This is a genomic window from Amycolatopsis sp. NBRC 101858 (assembly GCF_030269325.1).
GTDB classification, from domain to species: Bacteria; Actinomycetota; Actinomycetes; order Mycobacteriales; family Pseudonocardiaceae; genus Amycolatopsis; species Amycolatopsis ponsaeliensis.
Map to the genome: position 1 here is coordinate 2541770 of NZ_BSTD01000001.1, position 26509 is coordinate 2568278.

General features: G+C 70.4%; 27 protein-coding genes. 19 read left to right on the plus strand and 8 right to left on the minus strand.

Annotation, left to right across the window (positions count from 1 at the left end):
• Positions 1-42: 42 nt before the first annotated feature.
• Positions 43-846, plus strand: coding sequence for a hypothetical protein (locus QSK39_RS12365; protein WP_285477732.1), 804 nt, complete (start codon positions 43-45; stop codon positions 844-846).
• A complete protein-coding gene (locus tag QSK39_RS12370) occupies positions 843-1424 on the plus strand; it encodes a class F sortase (protein ID WP_285477733.1) in 582 nt (193 codons plus the stop codon). The genes QSK39_RS12365 and QSK39_RS12370 overlap by 4 nt, the downstream gene beginning before the upstream one ends.
• Here the strand turns inward: QSK39_RS12370 and QSK39_RS12375 are convergent.
• Both QSK39_RS12375 and QSK39_RS12380 read right to left on the minus strand, forming a co-directional pair.
• Positions 1421-2455: a patatin-like phospholipase family protein gene (locus tag QSK39_RS12375; RefSeq protein WP_285477734.1), complete on the minus strand. Its 1035-nt coding sequence runs from the start codon at positions 2453-2455 to the stop codon at positions 1421-1423. The two genes, QSK39_RS12370 and QSK39_RS12375, sit on opposite strands and share 4 nt — an antisense overlap.
• 10 nt (positions 2456-2465) lie before the next feature.
• Positions 2466-3212, minus strand: coding sequence for a FadR/GntR family transcriptional regulator (locus QSK39_RS12380; protein WP_285477735.1), 747 nt, complete (start codon positions 3210-3212; stop codon positions 2466-2468).
• A 66-nt stretch (positions 3213-3278) separates the two neighbouring features.
• Between QSK39_RS12380 and QSK39_RS12385 the strand changes: the two genes are divergently transcribed.
• The 10 genes from QSK39_RS12385 (at position 3279) to QSK39_RS12430 (ending at position 12976) form a co-directional block, all read left to right on the plus strand.
• Positions 3279-4769 carry an ABC transporter substrate-binding protein gene (locus QSK39_RS12385; protein WP_285477736.1) on the plus strand — a complete coding sequence of 497 codons (1491 nt, stop codon included), beginning with the start codon at positions 3279-3281 and terminating at the stop codon, positions 4767-4769.
• Entirely contained in the window at positions 4766-5710 is a 945-nt protein-coding gene (locus QSK39_RS12390; protein WP_285477737.1) for an ABC transporter permease, read from the plus strand. Before QSK39_RS12385 ends, QSK39_RS12390 begins: the two co-directional genes overlap by 4 nt.
• On the plus strand, positions 5710-6516 hold the full coding sequence (locus tag QSK39_RS12395) for an ABC transporter permease (protein WP_285477738.1): 807 nt from the start codon (positions 5710-5712) through the stop codon (positions 6514-6516). Before QSK39_RS12390 ends, QSK39_RS12395 begins: the two co-directional genes overlap by 1 nt.
• Positions 6513-7244 carry an ABC transporter ATP-binding protein gene (locus tag QSK39_RS12400; RefSeq protein WP_285477739.1) on the plus strand — a complete coding sequence of 244 codons (732 nt, stop codon included), beginning with the start codon at positions 6513-6515 and terminating at the stop codon, positions 7242-7244. Before QSK39_RS12395 ends, QSK39_RS12400 begins: the two co-directional genes overlap by 4 nt.
• Positions 7241-8011, plus strand: coding sequence for an ABC transporter ATP-binding protein (locus QSK39_RS12405; RefSeq protein ID WP_285477740.1), 771 nt, complete (start codon positions 7241-7243; stop codon positions 8009-8011). The genes QSK39_RS12400 and QSK39_RS12405 overlap by 4 nt, the downstream gene beginning before the upstream one ends.
• Positions 8004-9416 carry an aldehyde dehydrogenase family protein gene (locus tag QSK39_RS12410; RefSeq protein WP_285477741.1) on the plus strand — a complete coding sequence of 471 codons (1413 nt, stop codon included), beginning with the start codon at positions 8004-8006 and terminating at the stop codon, positions 9414-9416. Before QSK39_RS12405 ends, QSK39_RS12410 begins: the two co-directional genes overlap by 8 nt.
• Positions 9413-10168 carry an SDR family NAD(P)-dependent oxidoreductase gene (locus QSK39_RS12415; RefSeq protein ID WP_285477742.1) on the plus strand — a complete coding sequence of 252 codons (756 nt, stop codon included), beginning with the start codon at positions 9413-9415 and terminating at the stop codon, positions 10166-10168. Before QSK39_RS12410 ends, QSK39_RS12415 begins: the two co-directional genes overlap by 4 nt.
• 9 nt (positions 10169-10177) lie before the next feature.
• Positions 10178-11563 (plus strand): amidase, encoded by a 1386-nt coding sequence (locus QSK39_RS12420; RefSeq protein WP_285477743.1) that lies wholly within the window; start codon positions 10178-10180, stop codon positions 11561-11563.
• A 62-nt stretch (positions 11564-11625) separates the two neighbouring features.
• A complete protein-coding gene (locus QSK39_RS12425) occupies positions 11626-12141 on the plus strand; it encodes an RNA polymerase sigma factor (protein ID WP_285477744.1) in 516 nt (171 codons plus the stop codon).
• Positions 12134-12976 carry a CU044_5270 family protein gene (locus QSK39_RS12430; protein WP_285477745.1) on the plus strand — a complete coding sequence of 281 codons (843 nt, stop codon included), beginning with the start codon at positions 12134-12136 and terminating at the stop codon, positions 12974-12976. The genes QSK39_RS12425 and QSK39_RS12430 overlap by 8 nt, the downstream gene beginning before the upstream one ends.
• 14 nt (positions 12977-12990) lie before the next feature.
• On the opposite strand, the gene QSK39_RS12435 is transcribed toward QSK39_RS12430, so the two are convergent.
• Both QSK39_RS12435 and QSK39_RS12440 read right to left on the minus strand, forming a co-directional pair.
• Positions 12991-13845 carry an HpcH/HpaI aldolase/citrate lyase family protein gene (locus QSK39_RS12435; protein WP_285477746.1) on the minus strand — a complete coding sequence of 285 codons (855 nt, stop codon included), beginning with the start codon at positions 13843-13845 and terminating at the stop codon, positions 12991-12993.
• On the minus strand, positions 13842-14912 hold the full coding sequence (locus QSK39_RS12440) for an HpcH/HpaI aldolase/citrate lyase family protein (RefSeq protein ID WP_086841768.1): 1071 nt from the start codon (positions 14910-14912) through the stop codon (positions 13842-13844). Before QSK39_RS12440 ends, QSK39_RS12435 begins: the two co-directional genes overlap by 4 nt.
• A 421-nt stretch (positions 14913-15333) precedes the next feature.
• On the opposite strand from QSK39_RS12440, the gene QSK39_RS12445 reads away from it, so the two are divergent.
• From QSK39_RS12445 to QSK39_RS12455, 3 genes are read left to right on the plus strand one after another with little or no spacing between them, the layout of a single operon-like run.
• The gene (locus QSK39_RS12445) at positions 15334-15984 is read left to right on the plus strand and encodes a hypothetical protein (RefSeq protein ID WP_285477747.1); all 651 of its coding nucleotides are present in this window, start codon (positions 15334-15336) and stop codon (positions 15982-15984) included.
• Positions 15985-15994: 10 nt separating this feature from the next.
• The gene (locus QSK39_RS12450; RefSeq protein ID WP_285477748.1) at positions 15995-16645 is read left to right on the plus strand and encodes an NAD(P)H-binding protein; all 651 of its coding nucleotides are present in this window, start codon (positions 15995-15997) and stop codon (positions 16643-16645) included.
• Entirely contained in the window at positions 16642-17592 is a 951-nt protein-coding gene (locus QSK39_RS12455; RefSeq protein ID WP_284743363.1) for a ribose-phosphate diphosphokinase, read from the plus strand. The genes QSK39_RS12450 and QSK39_RS12455 overlap by 4 nt, the downstream gene beginning before the upstream one ends.
• Here QSK39_RS12455 and QSK39_RS12460 read toward each other — a convergent pair.
• On the minus strand, positions 17589-18884 hold the full coding sequence (locus QSK39_RS12460; RefSeq protein ID WP_285477749.1) for a D-arabinono-1,4-lactone oxidase: 1296 nt from the start codon (positions 18882-18884) through the stop codon (positions 17589-17591). The two genes, QSK39_RS12455 and QSK39_RS12460, sit on opposite strands and share 4 nt — an antisense overlap.
• 85 nt (positions 18885-18969) lie before the next feature.
• Here QSK39_RS12460 and QSK39_RS12465 point away from each other — a divergent pair, with 85 nt between their 5' ends.
• On the plus strand, positions 18970-20154 hold the full coding sequence (locus QSK39_RS12465) for an amino acid deaminase/aldolase (RefSeq protein WP_285477750.1): 1185 nt from the start codon (positions 18970-18972) through the stop codon (positions 20152-20154).
• Between the two features lie 124 nt (positions 20155-20278).
• Here QSK39_RS12465 and QSK39_RS12470 read toward each other — a convergent pair whose 3' ends face one another.
• Positions 20279-20926 carry a TetR/AcrR family transcriptional regulator gene (locus QSK39_RS12470; RefSeq protein WP_285477751.1) on the minus strand — a complete coding sequence of 216 codons (648 nt, stop codon included), beginning with the start codon at positions 20924-20926 and terminating at the stop codon, positions 20279-20281.
• Positions 20927-21055: 129 nt separating this feature from the next.
• On the opposite strand from QSK39_RS12470, the gene QSK39_RS12475 reads away from it, so the two are divergent.
• Both QSK39_RS12475 and QSK39_RS12480 read left to right on the plus strand, forming a co-directional pair.
• Positions 21056-22381 (plus strand): GH1 family beta-glucosidase, encoded by a 1326-nt coding sequence (locus QSK39_RS12475; RefSeq protein WP_285478007.1) that lies wholly within the window; start codon positions 21056-21058, stop codon positions 22379-22381.
• The gene (locus QSK39_RS12480) at positions 22371-23639 is read left to right on the plus strand and encodes an MFS transporter (protein ID WP_285477752.1); all 1269 of its coding nucleotides are present in this window, start codon (positions 22371-22373) and stop codon (positions 23637-23639) included. Before QSK39_RS12475 ends, QSK39_RS12480 begins: the two co-directional genes overlap by 11 nt.
• Positions 23640-24045: 406 nt before the next feature.
• Here QSK39_RS12480 and QSK39_RS12485 read toward each other — a convergent pair whose 3' ends face one another.
• Complete coding sequence (locus QSK39_RS12485; protein ID WP_285477753.1) at positions 24046-24471, minus strand: hypothetical protein; 426 nt, start codon at positions 24469-24471, stop codon at positions 24046-24048.
• 13 nt (positions 24472-24484) lie between these two features.
• Entirely contained in the window at positions 24485-24820 is a 336-nt protein-coding gene (locus tag QSK39_RS12490; protein WP_285477754.1) for a hypothetical protein, read from the minus strand.
• 301 nt (positions 24821-25121) lie between these two features.
• On the opposite strand from QSK39_RS12490, the gene QSK39_RS12495 reads away from it, so the two are divergent.
• Entirely contained in the window at positions 25122-26507 is a 1386-nt protein-coding gene (locus QSK39_RS12495; protein WP_285477755.1) for a helix-turn-helix transcriptional regulator, read from the plus strand.
• Positions 26508-26509: the final 2 nt, after the last annotated feature.

A 26509-nucleotide genomic window follows, 5' to 3' on the forward strand; every position in this document is an offset into this window, starting at 1 on the left:
GATAGTCGCGGCATCGCAGGTCAACCGCCGTTGGGAGTCATCGTGGGTAGAACGCTGAACCGGGTCGCGGGTGTCGTTTCGGCGGCGGCGCTGGCCACCTTCGTCGCCGCGCCGGTCGCGCTCGCGGAGGACGAGACCCCGACTTCGACGACGGAGACGACCACGTCGACTTCGGAGACGACGACCTCCAGCAGCCCGACGAGCACGTCCTCGGAGGCGCCCTCCAGTGCGCCTTCCTCCCCTTCGGGAACCGCATCGAGCAAGGCGAACCAGCCCGAGGTCAAGACCACCGACAAGCGGATCGCGCCCAAGGCCGCGCCCGAGGTCGAGGGCGACACCCAGGAGGCGCCGCCGGCGGACGACGACTACCAGGACAACACCGGCGCCGGTGCGGTCGGTGTCGGCGGCGAAGGCAGCCTGACCATCAACTGCGCGGCCGGCGCACCCGGGAACGTGGCGACCCAGTACCTGGACGTCACCGGCGGCCCGGACCAGGACGGGGCCGACGGCCGGATCTGGCACTACTCCGTGCGCGTCACCCAGCTGCCGCCGGGCACGACCACCGGCAAGTTCAGCTGGACCTGCGTCGGCGTCGACGGCGAGGGTGTCGTCACCTTCGAGCAGGCGCCGCCGCCGGAGACCAGCACCACGAACCCGTCGACGACCACCAGCGCGCCGACCACCACCAGCAGCAGCGCGCCGTCGAGCACCAGCGCGTCGAGCACCGCGCCCGTCACCACGGCGACCTCGACCTCGGCCGCTTCCGGCAACTCCGCACCGAAGGCCCAGGTCAAGGTCACGCCCAAGGGCGGGATCGAGACGGGCTTCGGCGGCACGGCCCGGTGACCGTCCGCCGGGCGGCCGTCGCGGTCGCCCTCGCGCTGACGCTGGCCGGCTGCGGTTCCGCTGCGACGGAACCGCCCAAGGCGGCAGCGCCGGTGCCGTCGTCGGTTCCGGTGACCGCGCCGTTCAAAGGCCTGCGGCCGACGTCGGTGCAGATCCCCAAGATCGGCGCCGACTCCAGCCTCATCTCGGTGGGCCTCAAGACCGACGGCTCGATTTCCGTGCCGTCGGTGCACAAGCCGATGCAGGCCGCCTGGTACCAGCTTTCGCCCGTGCCCGGCGACGTCGGCCCGGCGGTCGTGCTCGGGCACGTCGACGGCGACAAGATGCCCGGCATCTTCTACAAGCTCAAGGACCTCGTGCCCGGCGACGAAGTCGACATCGACCGCAGCGACGGCAAGAAGCTGAAGTTCGTCGTCGACCGCGTCACGCAGGTCCCGAAGGACACGTTCCCGAAGGAGGCCGTGTTCGGCAACAGCGACAAGCCCGAACTGCGCCTGATCACCTGCGGTGGCGTCTTCGACCACGCCGCGCACAGCTACAAGGACAACATCGTCGTCTACGCGAACCTCGCGGCCTAGACACCGCCCGGGTACGGGAACTCCGGCCGCACCGTCGAACCGGGACAGACCCAGCGGCGCATCCCGGCGTCGCAGACCGCGTAACCCCAGTTGACCAGCCTGTCCTGCACCTGCTCGGACGTCCTGGTCAGCCGTGTCTTCGTCTCGGCCAGCTCGCGGGTCCGCTCGATCGGCGCCGGCAGCGCGTCCGGCAGCTCGAAGTGCGTGATGTCGCTGTAGGTCGCCCAGTACGTGCCGGCGAACTGCTTGTCCTGGTAGGACTTCAGCAGCGAGCCGGTGCGCAGTTCGCGGACCTGGTTGTCCATCACGGTCAGCACGCGGAACAACTGCATCGGCCAGTTGTGCTTCGGCCGTTCCTCGTGCTTCATCTTCTTGCCCGCGTCGCTGACCAGGACGGTCGCGCGCTGGTTCTCGATCGGGTCGAGGCCGAGGTTGTCGTACACACCCGCGTCGCTGAGCACGATCTTGCGGTCCGGCTGGTGCGGATCCGGGATCACGACCGGCGAGAGCAGCGGCGGGAAGGCCGACGACGCGGCCACCGCGGTCGCCAGCGGCACCTGCCCGTGCGGGCCGGGCTGGCGGAAGAACCACCACAGCGAGCCGTCCTGCAGGCTGGTCGCGGTGAACACGAAGTTCGGCCCGGCCGGGTCGAGGTCCGCGAGGCGGCAGTCGCCGAAGAGGTGCTTCGCGTAGCGGCGGGCCAGCTCCTCGCCGGCACTGCGCCACGGCATCACCATGGCCTTCAGCGTCACCGGGACGTCGAGGTTGGTGCGGGCCAGTTTCCGCAGCGGCTGCACGACTTCCTTGCCGAAGTTCTCCGCGACGCCGTCTTCGCCGAACCACAGCTTGTGCCACGCGTGCGCCAGGACGCCGGCGGCGATCGAACCACCGGAGACGCTCGAGACAGTGGTCAGCTTCGGCAGCCAGCCGAGTTCGTTGAGCCGCCAGAGCGCGCCGGCGTGGAAGAGCATCGCGCGGTAACCGCCCCCGGACAGCGCGAGCCCGACGCCGTCCCGTTTCGCCGTGTCCATCCCGCGCAGTCTAGGACCGCAGCAAGGGCGCGAGCAGTGGCCGTTGCGCGGCGGGCACGTATTCGGCGTAGTTGTCGTACAACGCCTGTTTGGCGAGGTGCGCCGCGCCGGCGCCGTCGGCCGAGCGGATCGCGTCGAGCACTTCGGCGTGGTGGGAAAGCCACGCGCGCATCAGCGACGTCCGGTTGCTGGCGTGTTCGAGCTTGTCTTCGATCAGCTCCAGGACAACCCCGCGCACGACTTCTTCGCTGACCACCAGCAGGGGATTGCGCGAGATGCGGGCGATGACTTCGTGGAAGGCGACGTCGGCGCGGCTGAACTCCGCATAGCCGTGCGAGACGCCTTCGCGCATCGCCTCCAACGCCGTGTCGAGGCCGGTCAGGTCGTCTTCGGTGCGCAGCTCGGCGGCGAGCAGGTGGGCCGAGCCGTCGAGGATCATCCGGAACTGCAGCAGTTCGGCGAGTCCGACGTGGTCGGCGCGCGCGAGCCGGTGCATCGAGCGGTGCAACGCGGCGGGCGACGCGGCCAGCACCTCGGGTCCGCGCGGGTCGCCGGGCCGCGAGCGGATCATTTCGGCAGCCTGGAGCACTCGCAGAGCTTCGCGGATCGTCGAGCGGCCGACGCCGAACTGGATCATCAGCTCGCGTTCGCTCGGCAGGCGTTCCCCCGGCTTGAGCGCGCCGCTGACCACGGCCTGCTCGATCTGCTCGACGACCCGCTCGTACGCGCGGACCGGAGCCACCGGTTCGAACCGCATCCCTTGACCTCGACGTCCGTCGCGTGCAGGCTACTGGTCAGACCAGTGTACCGACCTGGAGGCCAGATGAAAGCCCGGATTCCCCTGCTGGCAGCGGTGCTGCTGCTCGTGGTGTCCGGCTGCTCGGCCGGCTCGTCGGCGAGCGTTTCCGCTGGTCCGGACACGCTTTCCGTCGGCTTCACGGCGGAGCCGGCGAACTTCGACTTCACCAAGACCGACGGCGCCGCGATCCCGCAGGCGCTGCTCTACAACGTCTACGAAGGCCTGGTGAAGCTCGACTCGCAGGGTCGCGTGGTCCCGCTGCTCGCGAAGTCGTGGACGATCAGCCCGGACCGGCGCACCTACGACTTCCAGCTCCAGCCGGGCGTGAAGTTCAGCAACGGCGCGCCGTTCACCGCCGAGGACGTCAAGTTCTCGCTGCTGCGCGTGAAGACCGACTGGACGATCTCGATCAAGTCCACGATGGACGTCGTCGACCACGTCGACGTCGTCGCGCCGGACCACGCGCGGGTCGTGCTCTCGAAGCCGTCGAACGGCTGGCTGTTCAGCCTCACCAGCCGGCTTGGCGCGATGTTCAGCCCGACCGGCGTCGCCGACCTGGCGAACAAGCCGATCGGCACCGGGCCGTACGTCGTGGCGGCCCGCAAGCGCGGCGACTCCGTGGTGCTCAAGGCGAACCCCGGGTACTGGGGCCGGGAGCCGGCGTACAAAACGGTGGTCCTCAAGTACATCAAGGACCCGACGGCGCTGAACAACGCGCTCTACAGCAACGGCATCGACGTCATTTCGGCCATCACCGCGCCCGACTCGATCCCGCAATTCCAAGCCGACGACCGGTTCCAGGTCGTCCAGGGCACGTCGAACAGCGAGGTCACGCTGGCGATGAACAACGCGCGGGCGCCGCTCAACGACGTCCGGGTGCGTCAGGCGCTGACGTACGCGATCGACCGGAAGGCGTTGCTGGACACGGCGTGGGCGGGCCGCGGCACGCTGATCGGCAGCATGGTCCCGCCGACCGACCCCTGGTACGAGGACCTGGCGAACGTCTACCCGTTCGACCCCGCGAAGGCGAAGGCGCTGCTGACCGAGGCGGGTGCGGCGAACCTGAACCTGCGGATGCGGATCCCGAACCTGCCGTACGCGGTGTCGGCCGCGCAGGTCGTCCAGTCGCAGCTGGCCGACGTCGGCGTGCGGACGACGATCGAGCCGCTCGACTTCCCGGCGGTGTGGTTGAAGCAGGTGTTCACCGACCACGACTACGACCTGTCGATCATCCAGCACGTCGAGGCCCGTGACATCACGACGTTCGGGAAGCCGAAGTACTACTGGGGTTACGACAGCAAGCGCGTCCAGCAGCTGCTCGCCGAAGCCGACAGCGGGACGCCGGAGCAGCAGGTCGCGGACATGAAGCAGGTGGCGCGGCAGCTGAACACCGACGCCGCCGCCGACTGGCTGTTCCTGTTCCCCAACGTCATCGTCGCGAAGGCGAAGGTCGGCGGGTTCGTGCAGAACCAAGTCAGCGAGTCGTTCGACCTCACCGGATTGGCCCCGCGATGACCGCCAAGGTGCTGCGTCGGGTGGCGATCTTCGTGGTCAGCGTGCTGGTCGCGTCGATCGTGGTGTTCCTGTTCATGGCCGTGCTGCCGGGTGATCCCGCGCAGGTCGCGCTCGGCGTCAACGCGACGCCGGAGCTGCTGGCCAAGACCCGCGCCGAGTTCGGCATCGACCGGCCGCTGGTCACGCAGTACTTCGACTGGATCGGCGGCGTGCTGCACGGCGACTTCGGCCGCTCGTACGTCACGCGCGACACCATCGGCCCGCAGTTGCTCGACCGCCTCGGCGTCACGCTCTGGCTGGTCGGCGCCGGGATGCTGGTGGCGCTGGTGATCGCGATCCCCGCGGGCACGTTCGCCGCGGTGAAGCATCGGAAGGCGGCCGGCGCGGGCGTTTCCGGGCTGTCGCAGATCGGCGTCGCGATCCCCGCGTTCCTCGCCGGGATCATCCTGGTGCAGATCTTCGCCGTGCAGCTGCGCTGGCTGCCTTCCGGTGGCTGGACTCCGCCGGACCAGGACTTCGGCGAGTTCTTCCGCGGCCTGATCCTCCCCGCGTTGTCTCTTGGCTTGGTGCAGGGCGCGGTGCTCACGCGCTATGTGCGCTCGGCCGTGCTGGACACGCTCGGCCAGGACTACCTGCGCACCGCGCGGTCGAAGGGCCTGCGGCCCGGGCAGGCGCTGGTGCGGCACGGCTTGCGCAACGCGTCGGTCCCGGTGGTCACCGTGCTCGGCCTGCAACTGGCGACGCTGCTGATCGGCGCGGTCGTCGTCGAGCGCGTGTTCGTGCTTCCCGGACTGGGTTCGATGCTGCTGGACGCCGTCGCGTCCCGCGATCTGCTGACCGTGCAGGGGATCGTGCTCGTGCTGGTGGTCGGCGTGCTGCTGGTCAACTTCGTCGTCGACGTCCTCTACACCGTGCTCGACCCGCGATTGCGAGGTTCGTGATGCGCAATCTCGTGATCGGCGGGGTGCTCGTCGGCCTGGTCGTGCTGGCCGCGCTGCTGTCGTTCGTGTGGACGCCGTTCGACCCGGTGAAGGTCGACGCCGCCCACCGGCTGCTCGGCTTCGGCGGGTCGAACCTCTTCGGCACCGACAAGTTCGGCCGGGACGTGCTCAGCCAGATCATGGTCGGCGCGCGGACCACGTTGTACGTCGGTGTGGTCGCGGTCGGCATCGCCGCGGTGATCGGCACGCCGCTGGGGATCCTCGCCGGGATGTCGCCGCGGTGGCTCGGCGAGTTCGTCATGCGCGTCAACGACCTCGTGCTCGCGTTCCCCGCACTGCTGCTGGCGATCATGTTCGGCGCGGTGTTCGGCGCGGACACGCTGACCGCGATGGTCGCGATCGGCATCGCGACGATCCCGTCGTTCGCGCGGATCGCCCGGTCCGGGACGCTGCAGGTGATGAGCACGGAGTTCGTGCTCGCCGCGCGGGCCGGCGGCCGGTCGCGGCTGACCATCGCCGTGCGGCACGTGCTGCCGAACATCTCGGGACTGCTGATCGTGCAGGCCTCGGTGTCGTTCGCGATCGCCGTGCTCGCCGAAGCGGCGCTGTCGTTCCTCGGGTTCGGCACGCGGCCGCCGACGCCGTCGTGGGGCCGGATGCTGCAGGAATCCCAGGAACTGCTGACCGTGCAGCCGCGGCTGGCGCTCGTGCCGGGCATCGCGATCGCGGTGGCCGTGCTGGGCTTCAACCTCCTCGGCGACGGCCTGCGCGACCGCCTCGACCCCCGATTGGCGGCGAAGGTATGACGCTCTCGGTCTCGGGGCTCAGCGTTTCTTCGCTCGTCCGCGACGTCTCGTTCGAGATCGGCGCGGGTGAGCGCGTCGGGCTGATCGGCGAGTCCGGCTCCGGGAAGTCGCTGACGGCGTTGTCGATCATGGGCCTGCTGCCCGAGGAGCTGCGCGCGTCCGGCTCGATCCGGCTCGGCGATCGAGAGCTGCTCGGAATGTCCGAAAAGGACCTGTCTCGGCTGCGCGGCGACGAACTGGCGATGGTCTTCCAGGAGCCGATGACGGCGCTCAACCCGGCGATGCGGGTGGGCCGCCAGGTCACCGAGCCCGGCCGGATCCACGGCCGTCGCCACCGCGCCGAAGACTTGCTGTCCTCCGTGGGCCTGGAGGGCACCGCTCGCGCGTACCCGCACCAGCTGTCCGGCGGCCAGCGGCAGCGGGTGGTGCTGGCGATGGCGCTGGCCAACGAGCCGTCGCTGCTGATCTGCGACGAGCCGACGACCGCCCTCGACGTCACGGTCCAAGCGCAGATCCTCTCGCTGATCAAGACTTCTCTGCCCGCCGAGAGCGCGTTGTTGTTCATCACGCACGACCTCGCCGTGGTGGCGTCGGTGTGCGAGCGCGTCCTCGTGATGCTCGACGGCGAGATCGTCGAAGCAGGCTCGACGCGCGAAGTGCTGACGCAGCCGAAGCACGAGTACACGCGCAAGCTCCTGGACGCCTCGGACCTGGAGGCCCGGCGATGATCATCGAAGTCCGTGAACTCGAACGCCGCTACGCCCGGCGGGACGTCCACGCGCTGCGCGGTGTCAGCTTCGACGTCGAGGCCGGGCAGCGGTTCGGCATAGTCGGCGAGTCCGGTTCGGGCAAGTCGACGCTGGTCCGGCTGCTGGCCGCGCTCGACAAGCCGACCGCCGGCACGGTCTCGTTCCAGGGCAAGCGCATCGACAACCTGCCCGAGCGCAAGCTGGGTTTCCTGCGCTCGGAACTGCAGATCGTCTTCCAGGACCCGATGGGTTCGCTCGACCCGCGCATGCGCGTCGCCGACATCATCTCCGAACCGCTGGGCCGCCGGAACCCGAAGCTCGTCGACGAGCTGCTGGCCGCGGTCGGGCTCCCCGCGGACGCGGCGGGGCGGTACCCGCACCAGTTCTCCGGCGGTCAGCGGCAGCGGATCTCGATCGCCCGCGCGCTCGCGCCGAACCCGAGCGTGCTGATCGCCGACGAGCCGGTCAGCGCCCTCGACGTCTCCGTCCGCGGCCAGATCCTCGACCTGCTCGCGTCGCTGGTGGAGCAGTTCGCGCTGACGCTGATCTTCGTGTCGCACGACCTCGGCGTCGTCCGGCACGTCTGCGACCGCGTCGCGGTGATGCGCCGCGGCGAGATCGTCGAGCTGGGCGACGTGGCGCAGGTCTACGACGCACCCGAGCACGAATACACCCGGGAACTCCTGGCCGCCGCGCCGAACCTGCGTGCGGAACTGGCCCGGTTGAGCGGAGGTGACGATGGCTGAGTACCCGGACGGCCTGCCGGTCGGCGCGGCCTGGGTGTCCACTGTGGATACCGCGGAAATCGTTTTCCCCTACGACGGGAGCGTCGTCGGCACCGCGCCCGTCGGGACGCCTGAGCTGGCGAAGCGCGCTGTCGACGAGGCTGTCGCTGTTGCGCGCGAAGTGGCTTCGCTGCCTTCGCGGGTTCGTCGCAAGCTGCTCAACGACGTCGCTGCCGCACTTTCCGCGCGCCGCTCCGAATTCGAAGACCTCCTCGTGCTGGAGACCGGCAAACCGCTGGTCGACTGCCGTGTCGAGGTCGCCCGCACGATCGTCACGTGGGAAGCCGCGGCCGAAGAGGTGTCGCGGCTGCATGGCGAGACCGTGCCGCTGGACCTCCTGCCCTCCGGCGACGGCCTGGTCGGGTTCTGGAAGCGCAAGCCGATCGGCGTGGTCGTCGGCATCGCGGGCTTCAACTACCCGCTGCTGCTCGCGTCGCACAAGATCGCGCCCGCCATCGCCGCGGGCTGCCCGGTGATCGTCAAGCCGGCTCCGCAGACGCCGCTGGCCACGCTGTGGCTGGTGCACCTCGTGCGTTCGGCGGCCCCGATCGCCGCGATGGTCCAGCTGGTCACCGGCGACGCGGCCGTGGGCGCCGCGCTGACGACCGACCGCCGGATCGGCGCGGTGTCGTTCACCGGCTCGGCCGCCGTCGGCCACCGCATCGCGCGGGACACGGCCCCGACGAAAACGCTGCTGGAGCTGGGCTCGAACGCGGCGCTCGTCGTCGCGGAAGACGCCGATCTCGACGCCGCGGTGGACGCCGTGGTGCGCGGCGGCTTCTACGCGTCCGGCCAGGCATGTATCTCTGTGCAGCGGGTCTTGGTCGTCTCGTCGGTCGCGGAGGAGTTCACCGAACGGCTGCTGGCGCGGCTGGACGAGGTCGTCATCGGCGATCCCCGCGACGAGAAGACGCGGGTATCCGCGCTGATCGACCCGGCGTCCACCGAGCGCGTGCGGGCGTGGATCGAGAAGGCCGGTGCTCGCCGGGTCGGCGGGGGGATCGACGGCACGGTCCTGCGGCCAACCGTCCTGCTCGACGTCCCGGACGGCGTCGAAGCCTGGGACGAGGAGATCTTCGGTCCGGTCGTCTGCCTGCGCACAGTGTCCGATGTGGACGAAGCGTTCGCCGCGGTGAACGCGTCCCGCTACGGCCTCCACGCCAGCGTCTACAGCAAGTCCCTGAACACGGCGTTCCGTGCGCTCGACGAGCTGGACGTCGGTGGCGTCGTCGTCAACGAAGTGCCCGGCTTCCGCTCGGACACCATGCCCTACGGCGGCGTGAAGGACTCCGGCATCGGCCGCGAAGGGCCGCGGTTCGCCGTCGAAGAGCTGACCGTGACGAGGATGGCGGTGCTGCGCCCGTGAACTACGAGAACCTCTTCCGGCTGGACGGCCGCCGGGCCGTGGTGCTCGGTGCGGGCGGCATCGGCCGCGAAGCCGCGCGGGCCTTGGCCGCGCACGGCGCCTCAGTCGTGTGCGCCGACCGGGACGTCGAGGCCGCACGCGAGTCCGGCGTCGGGGAAGCGTACGAGGTCGACCTGCTCGAACCCGGCGCGATCGACCGCGCGGCGACGGACCTCGGCCCGCAGGACATCGTCGTGCTGACCGCCGCGACGAACGTCCGCAAACGGTTGCTGGACTACACGCGGGAGGAGTTCGACCGCGTCCTCGCGCTGAACCTCGGCGTGTCGTTCGAGGTCGTCCGCGTCTTCGGTGCCGACATGGTCGCGCGCGGGCGGGGGAGCATCATCGGCTTTTCGTCGATCCGCGGGACGACCGTCGAGCCCGGTCAGGGCCCGTACGCGGCGACGAAAGCCGGGCTCGTCCAGCTGTTCCGGACGGCCGCCGCGGAGTTCGGCCCGGCCGGCGTCCGGGTCAACGCGATCGCCCCCGGCGTCGTCGAGACCCCGCTGACCGCGCAGATCAAGGCGAACCCGGAGTGGTACGACGCGTACGCGCAGAAGGGCGCGTTGGGGCGCTGGGCGCGGCCGGACGAGCTGGCCGGCGCCGTCGTCTACCTCGCTTCGGACGCTTCGTCGTTCGTGACCGGCTCCGTGCTCGCGGTCGACGGTGGCTGGACCGCCGTCGACGGCCGCTTCGAACCGCCCGCCTCTTGAGGAGCGTTCATGCCTGAGTTGCCCGACCTGACCGCTGTCGAACTCGTCGCGCAGTACCGCGCGAAGACGCTCTCGCCGGTCGAGGTGACCGAAGCCGTTCTCGCGCGCATCGAGGCGCGAGAGCCCGAGTTGCACGCGTTGTACGCGTACGACCCTTCGGCGGCTCTCGACGACGCGAAGGCGTCCGAAGCTCGCTGGGCGTCCGACGAACCGCTGGGCCCGATCGACGGCGTCCCCCTGACGCTCAAGGAGAACATCGCCACGCGCGGCACCCCGGTGCCGCTGGGCACGGCGGCGACCGCGCTGGTCCCGGCCGCCGAGGACGCACCGGCGGCCGCACGCGTCCGCGAGTCCGGCGGCGTCCTGCTGGCCAAGACGACGATGCCGGACTACGGGATGCTGACGTCCGGGCTGTCGAGCTTCCACGAGACGGCGCGGAACCCGTGGGTGACGTCCGCGAGCCCGGGCGGGTCGAGCGCGGGTGCCGGAGCGGCGGCGGCCGCGGGGTACGGCCCACTGCACGTCGGCACCGACATCGGCGGCTCGATCCGGCTGCCCGCGGGCTGGTGCGGCCTGGTCGGGCTGAAGCCGAGCTTCGGGCGCGTGCCGGTCGACCCGCCGTTCCTCGGCCGCGTCGCCGGCCCGATGACCCGCACGGTCGCCGACACGGCGTTGCTGATGAGCGTGCTGTCGGCGCCGGACGCGCGTGACCACCTGAGCCTGCCGCCGGCCGACCTGCCGTGGTCTTCCCTCGACGGCTCCCTCGAAGGACTGCGCGTCGGCCTGCACCTCGACCCCGGTGTGGGCCTCCCGGTCGACCCGGCGACGCGCGACGCCGTCACGGCCGCGGCCCGGACGTTCGAAGCCGCGGGCGCGGTCGTCGAGCCGGTGGGGCCGTTCCTCACGCGCGAGATGCTCAGCGGGCTGGACGTCTTCTGGCGCACGCGTGCCTGGTCGGACATGCTCGCGTTGCCGGCCGAGCGGCGCGCGAAGGTCCTGCCGTACATCGCGGACTGGGCCGCGGGCGGCGCCGAGGTGTCCGGGGTGGACGTCTACCGCGGCTTCGCCCAGATCGACGTGATCAGCGTCGCGGCCCTGCGCGCGACCTCGGCGTTCGACGTCGTGCTGTCGCCGACGTGCCCGGTCGCGGCCCCGCCGGCGGAGTGGGCGTCGCCGACGAACGACCCGGCGAGGCCGTTCGAGCACATCGCGTTCACCGTGCCGTACAACATGTCCGGCCAGCCGTCGGTGTCCCTGAACTGCGGCTACACCGACGACGGCCGCCCGATCGGCCTCCAGCTCACGGGCCGCCGCTTCGACGACACCGGTGTCCTGCGCGCGGCCGCGGCGTACGAGGGCCTTCGCGACCCGCAGCGTCCCTGGCCGATCGGATAGGGAAGAAGATCCGGGCCCGCGGCGAAGTGGTGGTGGAACTGTCGCCGACGGGAAGGATTTCCATGACAGAGGCAACCCCGGTGACCGGCGTCGAGCCGTTCACCGAGGTGCACGACCGGTACTTCCCGGCCGTCTACCGGTACGTGGCGGGGCGGCTCGGCGCCCAGACCGCGGAGGACGTCGCCGCCGAGACGTTCCTCGTCGCCTACGACCGGCGGAAGACGTTCGACGCCGGCCGCGGCGAGGTGCGGGCGTGGCTGTTCGGCATCGCGACGAACCTCGTGTCGCGCCACCGCCGCAAGGAAGCCCGCCACTACCGCGCGCTCGCGCGGATCGAGGTGCCCCGGCCCGTCGAGGGGCACGAAAACCGCGTCGTCATGAGCGGACAGCTGGGAAAAGCGTTGTCGCGGCTGACCTCGGGCGAGCGCGACGTGCTGCTGCTGGTGGCACTCGCCGACCTCGGCTACGCGGAAGTGGCCGAGGCACTCGGCATCTCCCCGGGCACGGTGGGCTCCCGGCTCACGCGCGCCCGCAAGAAGCTCGCTCCCGTTCTCTCCCCGGAGGCCACCGATGACTGACCTGGAAACCCTGCGCACCGCGCTGCTCCCGGACGAGCCTGCCCAGGACGTCGTCGACCGCAGCCGGCACCAGCTTCGGAACCACATGCTGGGCGGACGCCGCAAGCGCGCCGGCCGGCCGGCCATCGGCGCCGGGCTCGTCGCCGCCGCGGCGGCGGTCGCGGTGGTCGTGGCGACCTTGCCCGGCCCGCCGCCCGTGGCGCCGCCGCCCCAGGCGGTGGCACCGGTCTATCTGGGGCCGCAGGTCCTGCTCGCGGCGGCCACGGCCGCCGAGCGCACCCAGGCCGGCACCGGCAAGTACTGGCACACGACGACGAAGGTGGGGAAGGAAACCTGGGAGTACTGGACCACCACCGACGGGCAGGAGTGGTACCGCGACGAGAAAGACCACGGCAAACCCAGGCTCCTGCCCCACGCCCGGCCCATCCGGATCAACGGCGACGACGACGTCACCCTCAGCACGATCTTGGCGCTGCCCCCGGACCCGGCGGCCCTGCGGAACTGGCTCGCGGACGGGCTGACACGGCACGGGACCCCCGCGAACAAGCTGGACATCGCAGTGCTCGAGGGCTTGATCGACCTGGTGTCCACTGTGCCGTCGCCCCCGGCGGTCCGCGCGGCGGCGTTCCGCGCGATCGCCGCCGACCCGGGCGTGCACCCGCTGGACGACCGGAGCGTGCGGCTGCCGGGCGGCGGCCGGCTCGTCGTCGACCCGGCGACCGGCCAGGTGGACAGCTCGTCGGTGTTCCTGGGCCCGGACGGCAAACCGGTCACCACCGCGAACGGTGACACGTACGCGGTCAGTGGCGAGTGGACGGACGACCTGCCGAAGTGACCCGGCCGAGGCCGTCAGCTCTTGACGGCCTCGGCCAGTGCCAGCACCCGTCGCGCGTTGTCGACGTGCAGGTTTTCGATCATCCGGCCGTCCACGGTGACCACGCCGCTGCCGGCCTTCTCGAAGGCCTCGATGATCCGCCGGGACCGGTCGATCTCCTCTTCGGACGGCGCGAAGATCCGGTTGCACGGCTCGACCTGGCCCGGGTGGATCAACGTCTTGCCGTCGAAGCCGTACTGACGGCCCTGCCGGCATTCGTCTTCGAACCCGGCGAGGTCCTTCACGTCGTTGTAGACGCCGTCGAGGATCACCTTGCCGGTCGCGCGCGCGGCCAGCAGGCACAGCGACAGCCCGCCGAGCAGCGGGCCGCGGCCCGGGACGAACTCCGCGTGCAGCTCCTTGGCCAGGTCGTTGGTCCCCATCACCAGCACGGTCAGCCGCTCGGACGCCGCCGCGATCTCCTCCGCGTGCAGCATCGCGACCGGCGTCTCGACCATCGCCCAGATCTTCGTGCGCTCCGGCGCGCCGCCGAGTTCCAGCGCACGCTCGATGTTGTGCACCTCCGCCGCCGAGTTCACCTTCGGCACGACGACCGCGGCCGGGCCGGCGGACGCGGCCGCGCGCAGGTCGGCGTCGTGCCATTCGGTGTCCAGGCCGTTGACCCGGATCGTCACCTCGCGGTCGCCGTAGTCCCCTGAGGACGCGGCCGCGCAGACGCGTTCGCGCGCGGCTTCCTTGGCGTCCGGCGCGACGGCGTCCTCGAGGTCGAGGATCAGCGCGTCCGCCGGGAGGGTCTTGGCCTTCTCCAGCGCGCGTTCGTTCGCGCCGGGCATGTAGAGAACGGAACGTCTCGGCTTCAGCTCGGTCATCCGAGGGCCTCCTTGGTGGCGGCGTCGTAGGCGGCCGCGAGCTCGGGGTCGTCCGCCGCGAGGGCGTCGGCCAGTTCGGCGACCACGCGGCACTGCTTCACCGACGCGTCGTCCTGCATCTTCCCGTCGATCATCACGGCACCGGTGCCGTCGCCCATTTCCGCGATGACGCGACGCGCCCAGGCCACATCGGACGGCGAAGGCGAGAACACCTTCTTCGCGATGTCGATCTGCACGGGGTGCAGGCTCCACGCGCCGACGCAGCCCAGCAGGAACGCGTTGCGGAACTGGTCCTCGCACGCGACGACGTCGCGGATGTCCCCGAACGGCCCGTAGTACGGCAGGATCCCGTGCATCGCGCAGGCGTCCACCATCCGCGCGACCGTGTAGTGCCAGAGGTCCTGCTGGTAGGTCGTCCGGCCTTCGGTCAGGTCGTCGCCGGTCGGGTCGGTGCGCACCAGGTAGCCGGGGTGGCCGCCGCCGACGCGGGTCGTCTTCATGCGACGGCTCGCGGCCAGGTCGGCCGGGCCGAGCGAGATGCCCTGCATGCGCGGGCTCGCGCCGGCGATCTCCTCCACATTGGCCACGCCGCTCGCCGTCTCGAGGATCGCGTGCACCAGCAACGGCTTCGTCAGCCCGGCGCGCGCCTCGAGCTGGGCCAGCAGGCGGTCGACGTAGTGGATGTCCTGCGCGCCCTCGACCTTCGGCACCATGATCACGTCGAGCTTGTCGCCGATCTCGGTGACGAGCGTCACCAGGTCATCGAGCACCCAAGGCGAATCCAGGCTGTTGACCCGGGTCCACAGCTGCGTCTTCCCGAAGTCGTTCGCCTTGGCGATGGCGACGAGCCCGGCGCGCGCGGCCTCCTTGCGGTCGGCGCGCACGGCGTCCTCGAGGTTGCCCAGCAGGACGTCGACCTTCTTCGCGATGTCCGGCACCTTCGCGGCCATCTTCTCGTTGCCCGGGTCGAAGAAGTGGATCATCCGGGACGGCGTCACCGGGATCTCCCGCACGGGGGCGGGCGCGCCCAGGGCGAGCGGGGCGAAGAAGTCCTTCGGGGAGCGCATCGGTCCTCCACGGCGACGACTAAGTGACTGATCGGTAACTTTAGTCCGGGGGGCCCGGCACCGCTGCGGCGCAAGTCACCGCCATGTGGGTGACGGTGGACATGCGCAGCTCAGCGGCCTGCGTCCACTGTGGATTTTCCCCGGGTTGCGCCGAACGGACCAGTCGGGCGCGGAGGGCGATTCCTGCCCCCGGTAGTCGGTCGCAGGCGGACGGTAGTGCCACTCACCTCGCGATCACTCGGTTGGCCGCACCGTTCGACCGAAGTCGGATGACCGCCTACCGACCGGTCATCGACCGCTGGGCGCCGCCGATCGCAGCCACTCGCACTACCCGGCGACGCCGCGCCGCCACGCTGTTAGACAGGTTGAGTGCCGGTTTTCACCGGTCACGAAGCGGTGCAGGTTAGAAGGAGGCGGACTCGTGGCGGCTACACCTCAGAACACCGAGCGCTCGACGGTCGCCGGTGGCGCGAAGCGCAGCCGGTCGATGCCGAGCCGGGTGGTGCCGCCGATCGAGCTCCCCGCGAGCGTCGACGAACTCGCCCGCACCGCCGCCGCCCAGCTGGGCTGGAACGGCGTCGTCCTCCCCGAGACCACGATCCTCGGCCGCAAGGTCTGCGTGGTCGCCAAGCTTCGCACCGACGTGCACGCCGAACGCATCGCGATGGGTGCCGGCCCGGTGGCCGACCGCGCCACCGTCGACACCTGGACCTGGCCGGAGCTGGCCGGAACCGCCCCCGCCCCGGCCGCCGAGATCGTCGGCGTCCTGGCCGTCGCGCGCCACTGGCGCACCGCGATGGCCTCCGCGGTTCCGTTCGCCCGCTACGGCGAGGCCGCGATGCTGCTGCCGTCGCCGGCCGTCCTCACCGAGGACTACGTCGGCAACTGCCTGCCGCGTGCCCGCGCGTACGGCCTCGCCGTCGTGACGGCCGACCCGAACGCGGTCGTCGACCTCGACCTCGAGGGCCGCACCGAGCGCGTCCTGCTGGCCGAGGACCCGGTCTCCCGCCTGGTGAACGAGCTCGTCTACGACCACCTCCTCCGGACCGCAGAGGCGCCCGCTTCGCACTAGGGTCGGCTCCATGCGAGTCGTCATTGCTGGTGGACACGGTCAGATCGCGCTGCGGCTGGAGCGGCTGCTTGCCGCGCGCGGGGACGAAGGGGTCGGGATCATCCGGAATCCCGCCCACGCGGCGGACCTCGAGGCCGCCGGTGCCCGAGCCGTCGTGCTCGACCTCGAGAACTCCGATGTGGACGCCGTTGCCGAGGTCCTGAAGGGCGCCGACGCCGCGATCTTCGCGGCCGGCGCCGGCCCGGGCAGCGGCACCGCCCGCAAGGACACTGTGGACCGGGGCGCCGCGGCGCTGTTCGCCGAAGCGGCCGAGCGGGCCGGGGTCCGCCGGCACATCCAGGTCGGCTCGATCGGAGCCGACAACCCGGAGAACCCCGACGTCACCGAGGAATTCCGGCACTACCTGCGCGCCAAGCGCGCGGCAGAAGACGACCTCAAGGCCCGCGACCTCGACTGGACCATCCTTCGCCCGGGCGCACTGACCGACGACGCAGGCACCGGCCTGGTGCTGCTCGCCGAGCGGACCGACCGCGGCCCGATCCCGCGCGACGACGTCGCCGCGGTGCTCGTCGGCCTGCTCGACGCGCCCGAGACCGCCCGGCGCACCCTGACGCTGATCTCCGGTGAGGTCGCGATCGACGAAGCGATTTCCGCGCTGTGATCACTCAGGCTTCGCGAGAAATCGCCGTCTTCAGCGGCAGCGCACACCCCGAACTGGCCGAAGAGATCTGTGAGCACCTCGGCATCCCGCTGCAGCCGACGGAGATCCGGCGGTTCGCGAACGACTGCCTCGAGGTGCAGCTGCAGGCGAACTGCCGCGAGCGGGACGTCTTCATCATCCAGCCGCTGGTGAAGCCGGTGCAGGAGCACCTGGTCGAGCTGCTGCTGATGCTCGACGCGGCGCGCGGTGCGTCGGCGTCGCGGATCACCGCGGTGATGCCGCACTACTCGTACGCGCGCTCGGACAAGAAGGATGCGCCGCGCATCTCCCTCGGCGGCCGGCTGGTCGCCGACCTGCTGACGACGGCCGGCGCGAACCGCGTGCTCGCGATGACCCTGCACTCGCCGCAGGTCCACGGCTTCTTCAGCGTCCCGGTCGACCACCTGCACGCGCTGCAGGAGCTGGCCAAGCACTTCCGCCAGTACGACCTCTCGCGCACCACCGTCGTCTCACCCGACCTGGGCAACGCGAAGGAGGCGTCGCACTTCGCGCGCCTGCTCGGCGTCCAGGTCGCGGCCGGCGCGAAGGAACGCTTCCCCGACGACCGCGTCCAGATCAGCTCGGTGATCGGGGAGATCACCGGCCGCGACGTCATCGTGCTGGACGACGAGATCGCCAAGGGCAGCACGGTCATCGAACTGCTGGACAAGCTCACCGAGCTGGAGCCGCGGTCGGTCCGCGTCGCCTGCACGCACGGGCTGTTCGCGGCGAAGGCCATCGAGCGGATCGGCAGCCGGGCGGAGGTGCTGGAGATCGTCTGCACCAACACGGTTCCGGTGCCGGAGGAGGAACGCACCGAGAAGCTGAAGATCCTGTCGATCGCGCCGGCCATGGCCGAGGCGATCCGCCGGATCCACAACGGCGAATCGGTCTCGGCGCTCTTCTAGGCCGGGCCCAGCACCCGGTCCAGGTAGGTGTTCGTGAAGACGCCGTTCGGGTCGGTTTCCTTGCGCACGCGCAGGAAGTCGTCGAAGTGCGGGTAGCGCGAGCGGAGGACGCCGGCGTCGAGGTCGTGCATCTTGCCCCAGTGCGGGCGGCCGCCGACCGCGCCGGCGATCTTCTCGAACGCGCTGAAGTACTCGCGGTACGGCATGCCGGTGAACTGGTGGATGGCGATGTAGGCGGAGTCGCGGCCCTGCGCGGTCGACAGCCAGATGTCGTCGGCCGCGGCGACCCGCACCTCGACCGGGAACATCACCGGGTCCTTCAGTGTCGGCACTACGGCCCGTAGCTCGGCGAGCACGTCGAGCACTGATTCACGTGGAACAGCGTATTCCGTTTCGGTGAAGCGGACGTTGCGCGCGGTGACGAAGACGCGGTGCGAGGTGTCGCTGTACTCGCGCGCGCTCAGGACGTTCGAGGCGAAGCTGCCCAGCGACGGCACGAGCCGCGGCATCAGCCGGCCCGTCCGGCAGAGGCCGCCGAACGCGACGTTCTCCATGATCTGGTAGTCGACGAACTCGCGGATCTTGCTCAGCGGCGCCGCAGTCTCGCACCGGTTGTTGCGCTTGACCAGCGCGTTCTTGCCGTACGGGAACCAGTAGAACTCGAAGTGCTCGTTCTGGTCGGCGAAGTCGTGGAAGCCCTCGAGGACCTGCTCCAGCGGCTCCGGCCGTTCCTGTGCGCGCAGGACGAACGACGGCTCGCACTGGAGCGTCACGGTGGTGATCACGCCGAGCGCGCCGAGGCCGACGCGAGCCGCGGAGAAGAGGTCGGGCTTTTCTTCCGCCGAACAGGTGACGACCGAGCCGTCGGCCAGGACGAGCTCGAGCGCGACGATCTGGGTGGCGATGCCGCCGAGGCGCGCGCCGGTGCCGTGGGTGCCGGTGGAAATCGCGCCGGCGATGGTCTGTGCGTCGATGTCGCCGAGGTTGGTCATGGCCAGCCCGAGCACGTCGAGCTCGGCGTTGAGCTGCTTGATCGTGGTGCCCGAGCGGACGGTGACCTGGCCGGTTTCGAGGTCGACGCGGTCGATGCCGGTCCAGTGGCGCAGGTCGAGCGCGTCGGAGTCGGCGACCGCGATCGCGGTGAAGGAATGTCCGCTGCCCCAGGGGCGCACGGTGCGGCCGGCCGCGGCGATGCCGGCGACGGTCGTCGCGATCTCCGCCGCGCTGCGCGGCTGGTGAACGTGTTGTGGCGAGGCGGACGCCGTGCCCGCCCAGTTGGTCCACCGGGTCATGCGCGCACCCTTCATCCGTCGAGTGCCCGAAACAGTATGTGAACAGTATTCGCGTTTCAAGCCTTCGTGTCGTACTTTAGACCTCGTGACCAGTGCGACGGTGTACGACTTGGCGACCAAGGACCTCGATCCGCCCTTGGCCGTGGTCGACTTGGCTGCCTTCGACGCGAACGCGGACGACCTCCACCGCCGCGCGGGCGGCAAGCCCATCCGCGTGGTCAGCAAGTCGGTCCGCTGCCGGGCGTTGCTGGAGCGCGTGCTCGCGATGCCGGGCTTCCACGGCCTGATGTGCTACTCGCTGGCCGAAGCGATCTGGCACGTCGAGCAGGGCACGACGGACGACGTCGTCGTCGCCTACCCGACGGCCGACCACGAGGCGCTCCGCCGCCTGGCCGCGTCCGATCTCGCTCGCGCGGCGATCACGATCATGGTGGATTCGCCCGAGCACCTGGACCTGGTGGACGCCGCCCTCGGCCACGGCCACCCGGAGATCCGGGTGTGCCTGGAGCTGGACGCGTCGTGGCGCCCGCTGCCGGGAGTCCACGTCGGCACCCGGCGTTCCCCGATCTTCACGCCGAAGCAGGCGTCGGCGTTCGCCCAGCAGGTCGTGGCGCGCCCGGGTTTCCGCCTGGTGGGCGTGATGGCGTACGAGGGCCAGATCGCCGGCCTCGGCGACGCGGCCGGCCGCCGGGTGAACCAGGCGGTGATCGGCTGGATGCAACGCCGTTCCGCGGCGGAGCTGAACCGCCGCCGCGGCGAAGCGGTCCGCGCGGTCGAGGCGGTGACGCCCCTGGAGTTCGTGAACGGCGGCGGCACGGGAAGCATCGAGTCCACGGGTGCGGACGCGGTGGTCACGGAGATCGCGGCAGGCTCGGGCTTGATCGGCCCCACGCTCTTCGACGGGTACACGCGCTTCAAGCCCCGCCCGGCGGCGCTGTTCGCGTTGCCGGTGGTCCGCCGCCCGACGCGCAAGATCGCCACGCTGTACTCCGGCGGCTACATCGCTTCGGGGCCCACGGGTCCGTCCCGCCAGCCGACGCCCTACCTCCCGACGGGCCTGAAGTTCCTCGGCTTCGAGGGAGCGGGCGAGGTCCAGACCCCGGTGACGGGCCGAGCGGCCCGCACCCTGAACCTGGGCGACCGCGTCTGGCTGAGGCACGCCAAGGCAGGCGAGCTGGCGGAACGCTTCACGCACTACCACCTGGTGATGGGCGACCGGGTGGAGCGAACGGTCCCGACGTACCGAGGCGAGCACCAGAACTTCGGCTGAGCCACCCGTCCGTGCGGCGGAACAACGTGTTCGCCGCACGGCGGTCGTCTTGTTCCGGCTGCCGGACGGGCGACCACGAGGTTGTCCACAGCTGTGCATACCTGTGGACAACTCCTGTGGACAGCTAGGACTGCTCCCCGAACCGAGCCGCCAGGTACCCCTTCACCACGTACTTCGCCTCGGCGACGATCTTCTCGTCCCCGCTCGGCTCCTGCCGGAATGCCAGCTTCAGCAGCGCGTCGGCCACCTCGTTGGCGATGCCGATCGCGAACCGGAGGTCCTCCACCGGCCGGTCCACCTGCGTCGCCACCAGGTCCGTCAGCGAATCGACGATCACCGCGTTGTTGTCGCGGGTCTCGTCCAGCAGCTGGCGGTCGATGATGTCGCCGAAGTGGACCTTGGAGAACCCCGGTACCGAGCGGTGCATCTCCAGGTAGATGTCGAGGATCGAGTCCACGACGTCCCACCAGTGCTCGGGCCCGAGCTGCTTCAGGCGCTCGTTCACCGCGCCCACGAACCGGTCCAGGTTGCGGGCGGTAAGCGCTTGCACGACCGCTCGCTTGTCCGGGAAAAACTGGTACAGCGAACCGACTGCCACGCCCGCTCGTTTGGCGATCAAGGTCGTCGTCAGTGCGTCGTAGCCGAGCTCGTCGATCAACGCCGCGCTCGCGTCGAGCATCTGCTCGACCCGCTTCGCGCTTCGCTGCTGGACCGGCTGGCGACGCAAGGGGGTGGCTTCTGCCGGCACCTTCGCGGCCTGGATGTCGGACACGGCACTCCTCCTCGTCTGATCTGGGACTTTATCGTGCCGACGGGCTTCCCCACGGACGAGTGAAGACCTAGTATATGAGAACTTTTCATGTTCACCCAGACGGGTGGCCTGACGAAGGGGTCAGCACCGGTGCAGAACCCGATCTTCCCGCCCGGCTTCCTCTGGGGTGTTTCGACTTCGGCGTTCCAGATCGAGGGCGCCACCAGCGAAGGTGGGCGCGGACCGTCCATCTGGGACACGTTCACCGCGACCGAGGGCAAGATCGCCCGCGATGAGACCGCCAACGTAGCGGCCGACCACTACCACCGCTACCCCGAAGACATCGCCCTGATGGCGGAGCTCGGCGTCGGCGCCTACCGGATGTCCATCGCCTGGCCCCGCATCCAGCCCGACGGCAAGGGCGCACCCAACCCCGAGGGGCTCGGCTTCTACGACAAGCTCATCGACGCCGTCTGCGAAGCCGGGATCGCCCCCGCCGTCACGCTCTACCACTGGGACACCCCGCAGGCGATCGAAGACGACGGCGGCTGGCTCTCCCGCACGACCGCTGAGCGCTTCGCGGAATACGCTCACATCCTCGGGGAACGCTTCGCCGACCGGGTGAAGCTGTGGATTCCGCTCAACGAGCCGATGGTGATGTCCATCTTCGGCTACGCGATCGGCGAGTACGCGCCCGGCAAGACCCTCCTGCTCGACGCCATCCCGACCGCGCACCACCAGAACCTCGCCCACGGCCTCGCCGTCCAGGCCCTCCGCGCGGCGGGCGCGGCCGAGGTCGGCACCGCCAACAACCACTCGCCGATCTGGCCGTCGGACGACTCCGCCGAAGACGAACGAGCCGCCGAATGGCTCGACGCGCTGCTCAACCGGCTCTACGCCGACCCCGTACTGCTCGGCAGCTATCCCGAGCAGCTCCACGAGCACCTCCCCGCCGGGTTCGCCGACGACCTGCCGACCATCGCGCAGCCGCTCGACTTCTACGGCGTCAACTACTACGAGCCGCAGGGGGTCGCGAAGCCCAGCCCGGGCAACCCGCTGCCCTTCGACCTTCGCCCGATCGAGGGTTATCCGATGACGACCAACGACTCGCCGATCGTCCCGCACGCCCTGCGCGAGCTGCTGCTCGACTTCCACCGGCGCTACCGCGACAAGCTGCCGCCCGTCCAGATCACCGAAAACGGCTGCAGCTTCGCCGACGTCGTCGCCGAGGACGGCGGCGTGCACGACCCCGAGCGCATCGACTTCCTGCACAGCCACCTCGTCGCGCTGCGCGAGGCGATGGACGCCGGCGTCGACGTCCGGGGTTACTTCTGCTGGTCCCTGATGGACAATTTCGAGTGGTCCAAGGGCTACGCGCCACGCTTCGGCCTGGTGCACGTCGACTACGAAACCCTGCGGCGCACGCCGAAGGACTCGTTCCACTGGTACCGGAAGCTGGTGCGGGATGAGCAGTGAGACGACCGAGACGACCGGCCTGCCGGAAGCCCTCGCCGAACCCGTCGTGCGGGTGCGGCCCGGCTGGATGAGCCTGCTGTTCTTCGCGAACATCGCGCTCTGGCTGGGGATCTACGCGCCGATCCAGGTGCTGCTGCCCCAGCAGGCCGAACTGCTCGACCAGGTGAACAAGGAGTTCGTGCTCGGCCTGGTGATGGGCGTCGGCGCGATCGTGGCGCTGGTCGTCAACCCGGCCGTCGGGCTGCTGTCCGACCGGACGTGCTCGCGGTTCGGCCGTCGCCACCCCTGGACGGTCATCGGGGCCGCCGTCGCGGCCGTCGGGCTGCTGGTGCTGGCTTTCGCGCCGAACGTCGCGCTGCTGATCGTCGGCTGGTGCCTCGTGCAGGCCGGGCTCAACGGCATGCTCGCCACGCTCATGTCCGCCATCGCCGACCGCGTCCCGGTGGGGCAGCGCGCGCAGGTCGGCGGGCTCGTCGGTATCGCGCAGATGCTCGGCACGGTGCTGGGCGCGGTCGTGGTCGTGGTGATGCTCGGCATCGCCGGGATTCCGCTGGCGTACGCGGTCTGCGCGGTGATCGTCGTCGTGGGCGCCGCGTTCTTCGTGCTGCGGACGCCGGACGCGCGGCTGCCGGTCGAGTTCCGGCCGTCGTCGCAGGCCGGCGAGGTCCTGCGCAACCTGTGGGTCTCGCCGCGGCGGCACCCGGACTTCGCGTGGGCGTGGTCGTGCCACTTCATGATCAACCTCGGCAACGCGTTCGGGACGCTCTACCTGCTGTTCTTCCTCAAGGACGCGGTGCACTACGAGGACCCGGACACGGGGCTGCTCATCATGATGGGGCTGTACGGTGTCGCGCTCGTCATCGGTGCCGTGCTCGCCGGCCACTTCTCCGACAAGTCCGGACGGCGTAAGCCGTACGTCCTTGCGGCGTCCGGTGTGATGGCGTTGGCCGCTTTGCTGCTGGTCATTTGGCAGAGCTGGCCGGTCGCGCTCGCCGCGTCCCCGCTGCTGGGCGTCGGGTTCGGTGCGTACATGGCAGTCGCACTGGCGATGCTGACGCAGGTGCTCCCGACGGCGCAGGACCGTGCGAAGGACCTGGGTGTCATCAACATCGCGAACTCGCTGCCGCAGGTGGTCGCCCCGCTGCTGACCCCGCTCGTGCTCGCCTACCTGGGCGGCTACTCGGGACTGTTCGCGGCTTCGGCCGTCGCGACGCTGCTGGCCGCGGTGCTCGTGCTCCGCGTGAAGGCGGTTCGCTAGAGAAGTGGAACCGCGGGCCGGTGCCGGTCGGGGGAGGGGAGTGCAACGGCACCGGCCCGCGGAATTCAGGGGCCGCTCACAGGCGGGTCACGTCGAGGCGAACCAGTGGTCCAGGCCTCTTCGATGATCAATCTAGCGGGGGATTACCGCCTGGGCTAGGCCTAACGCGTAATTTTTTCGATTAATCGCGGTGGGGATCGGGGTGAGGCGGCCGGGGACCGGTTCGCGCTGCTCGGGGGTGCGGGCGAAACAGTCCCCGGCCGGGCGAGCCGGCGCGGGTCGATGGGGCGATCGGCCCGGCCGCAGTCGCCGGATCAGGGGTGGAACGGTGTGCCGGAGTGCGAACGCCGGCGGGCGGAACGGGGTCCGGGTCGCCACCGCGGGAGGTGGCGACGGCCCGGATCCGTCAGGCCGTGACCGCTCGGCGCGGGTTCACCAGCGCGTGGCGACCGGTCGTCTCCGCCGCGGTGGGGGCCGGGGCCGGCCGTCCCTGTGCCGGAACGGGGCTCTTGCGGCGGCCCTGCAAGCGGCTGTCGGCGGAGGCCTGCTGCTGCGGAGCGAGTCCGCCGGCCACCAGGTGTTCGTGGGCGACCTGCCAGACCGAGCACGGCGCCTTGCAGCGGTGCCACCGGGTCGAACAGGTCGGGCAGTCGCCACGCTCGTCCGGCTCGTGCATCTTCAGCATCGCGCGCCACGCCTCCGTCAAGCGGGGGAGTTCGGAGCGCGCGACCGAGACGAGCGACTGGGCGTCGGCGCGGTTCGCCAGGTCGGTCAGCATGTCGAGGCGCTCCCAGACCGCATTGCGGAGGACCTGCCCGAGTACCTGATCCATGATCAGCTCACCGTTACCTTTCCGCCATCTTGGCGGCTTCGTTGAGCGCGGCGCGCAGCTGTCCGAGCTGGCCGGACGTCAACCGCGCGGTCTCACCGGGGGGCGAGACCAGTACCACCTGGTTGTCCTCGACGAACACCGTCACCGCGCGTTCGCGGCTGATGAGGTCGCCGCACTGCACGCGCCACACCAGCTGACCGCCCTCGTAGTGCCGGACGTTCGCGGTGCGGGGGTCCACCGCTGCGGCGGGGGTGACCGGGCGGACGGCGGAGAGAGGGGAGGCCGCCGGCCGAACGGCGCGGGTCGCCGTCCCGGCATGTCCCACTGCGAACGAGTCCACGAACTCCACGCCCTTCTCCGCTCTGTCGTCCCAAGCCTTGGTCGTTCCGTAAGCCTTGCTTTTTGCAACATCTCCGTGATCGCTGCAGGTGCACAGGCGGTGACGGAGGTCTGACAACTACAGTGAGGTGCAATCGGAGCCGAGAGAAGCTGTAACCGGCGTCATAGCGGTGACTGGGCTTAGTCGCACGGTAAGCGGTCAGCGGACTTCGCCCCGGCCGATCAGGGGCGCGGTTGGCTCGATTCCCACGCTCCACCAGCTTTGCTTACGCTGTTTCACAGACGCCCGACCGGACAGTGGAGGGGGCGCGATGGACGCCAGTAACGGTGGCAGTGCCGACGCCCGGCAGAGCCACGCAGTTCCCGCTGACGCGTGGGAGCAGCCGGAGATGAGAGCGGCTCTCGCGTCCCGCGAGATCAGCGCCGTCTACCGGCTCCTGCGCAAGCACGGTGTCTCGCAGCGCCAGATCGCCGCGATGACCGGCCAATCCCAGTCCGAGGTGTCGGAGATCCTCAAGGGTCGCCAGGTCATGGCCTACGACGTCCTCACGCGGATCGCCGACGGCCTGGGTGTCCCCCGTGGATACATGGGCCTCGCCTACGACGAGGCCACGGCGATACGCGTCGTCGGCTCCGCCGACGGCCAGCAGGCGGAGGAGGACGAGTCCGTGAAGCGACGGAGGTTCCTCGCGCACGCCGCCCAGGTCACGATGGGTGCGGCGGTGTTCGGTCCGGAATCCGGCACGTGGTCGGCGGGGCCGGCGCGCACACCGGCGCCCGGGCGCATCGGCATGACCGACGTGCGGCAGGTGGAGGCCGCCACGCGCGCCCTCCGCGCGCTGGACTACCAGTACGGCGGCGGGTTCTGCCGCGACGCCGTCGTCGCGCAGCTGTCCTGGGGACAGCAGATGCTCGAGGCGCACGGCACGGACATGGTGAAGAACCGGCTGTACGTGGCGCTCGCCGACCTCCACTCGCTGGCCGGCTGGACGTCCTTCGACACCGGTCTGATGGACTCCGCCCGCGGCCACTTCGCGAACGCGCTGGACCTGGCCAAGCAGGGCGAGAACCACCCGCTGGTGGCCAACGTCCTCTACCGCATGGGCCGCGTCTACCTGCACCAGGACGCCCCGAACGACGCGCTGAAGCTGTTCCAGCTGGGCCAGATCGCCGCCCAGGAATCCGGCTCCGAGCTGGCGGTCTCCGTGCTCTGCGCGAACGAGGCCTGGGCCTACGCGATGATGGGCAACGAAGAGCAGGCGGTGAAGCTGCTCGGCCGGAGCAAGGACGAGTTCGAGCGCGCCAACCTGGCCGAGGCCGAGTCGTGGGTGAAGTTCTTCACCGAGACCGACGTCTACGCCATGGTCGGCACCGTCCACACGGTCCTCGCTCAGCAGAACGCCGAGCACACGAAGTACGCGATCCCGGCGCTGACCAGGGCCGTCGAGTCCTACGACGACGAGATGGCCCGCTCCAAGACGTTCATGCTGAGCGCGCTGGCCACCAACCACCTGCTGGACGGCGACCTCGACCACGGTGCCAAGGTCGGCGGCAAGGCGATCGACTGCGCCGAGGGCATCAAGTCCGAGCGGGTCAAGGACCGCATGCGGCCTCTGCAGGACGAGGCCGAGCGCCGCCGCAACAACGCCGACGCCCGTGACCTCGCCGACCGCCTCAACGCTTTCTACGCCGCATAGCG

What these genes read in the sequence shown, in the direction of transcription:
- QSK39_RS12460 (WP_285477749.1), bottom strand. Translation starts at nt 18,884, where the DNA reads ATGACCCGGTGGACCAACTGGGCGGGCACGGCGTCCGCCTCGCCACAA.
- QSK39_RS12375 (WP_285477734.1), bottom strand. Translation starts at nt 2,455, where the DNA reads ATGGACACGGCGAAACGGGACGGCGTCGGGCTCGCGCTGTCCGGGGGC.
- QSK39_RS12405 (WP_285477740.1), top strand. Translation starts at nt 7,241, where the DNA reads ATGATCATCGAAGTCCGTGAACTCGAACGCCGCTACGCCCGGCGGGAC.
- QSK39_RS12420 (WP_285477743.1), top strand. Translation starts at nt 10,178, where the DNA reads ATGCCTGAGTTGCCCGACCTGACCGCTGTCGAACTCGTCGCGCAGTAC.
- QSK39_RS12390 (WP_285477737.1), top strand. Translation starts at nt 4,766, where the DNA reads ATGACCGCCAAGGTGCTGCGTCGGGTGGCGATCTTCGTGGTCAGCGTG.
- QSK39_RS12410 (WP_285477741.1), top strand. Translation starts at nt 8,004, where the DNA reads ATGGCTGAGTACCCGGACGGCCTGCCGGTCGGCGCGGCCTGGGTGTCC.
- QSK39_RS12435 (WP_285477746.1), bottom strand. Translation starts at nt 13,845, where the DNA reads ATGACCGAGCTGAAGCCGAGACGTTCCGTTCTCTACATGCCCGGCGCG.
- QSK39_RS12495 (WP_285477755.1), top strand. Translation starts at nt 25,122, where the DNA reads ATGGACGCCAGTAACGGTGGCAGTGCCGACGCCCGGCAGAGCCACGCA.
- QSK39_RS12440 (WP_086841768.1), bottom strand. Translation starts at nt 14,912, where the DNA reads ATGCGCTCCCCGAAGGACTTCTTCGCCCCGCTCGCCCTGGGCGCGCCC.
- QSK39_RS12480 (WP_285477752.1), top strand. Translation starts at nt 22,371, where the DNA reads ATGAGCAGTGAGACGACCGAGACGACCGGCCTGCCGGAAGCCCTCGCC.
- QSK39_RS12395 (WP_285477738.1), top strand. Translation starts at nt 5,710, where the DNA reads ATGCGCAATCTCGTGATCGGCGGGGTGCTCGTCGGCCTGGTCGTGCTG.
- QSK39_RS12485 (WP_285477753.1), bottom strand. Translation starts at nt 24,471, where the DNA reads ATGGATCAGGTACTCGGGCAGGTCCTCCGCAATGCGGTCTGGGAGCGC.
- QSK39_RS12400 (WP_285477739.1), top strand. Translation starts at nt 6,513, where the DNA reads ATGACGCTCTCGGTCTCGGGGCTCAGCGTTTCTTCGCTCGTCCGCGAC.
- QSK39_RS12425 (WP_285477744.1), top strand. Translation starts at nt 11,626, where the DNA reads ATGACAGAGGCAACCCCGGTGACCGGCGTCGAGCCGTTCACCGAGGTG.
- QSK39_RS12450 (WP_285477748.1), top strand. Translation starts at nt 15,995, where the DNA reads ATGCGAGTCGTCATTGCTGGTGGACACGGTCAGATCGCGCTGCGGCTG.
- QSK39_RS12430 (WP_285477745.1), top strand. Translation starts at nt 12,134, where the DNA reads ATGACTGACCTGGAAACCCTGCGCACCGCGCTGCTCCCGGACGAGCCT.
- QSK39_RS12380 (WP_285477735.1), bottom strand. Translation starts at nt 3,212, where the DNA reads ATGCGGTTCGAACCGGTGGCTCCGGTCCGCGCGTACGAGCGGGTCGTC.
- QSK39_RS12385 (WP_285477736.1), top strand. Translation starts at nt 3,279, where the DNA reads ATGAAAGCCCGGATTCCCCTGCTGGCAGCGGTGCTGCTGCTCGTGGTG.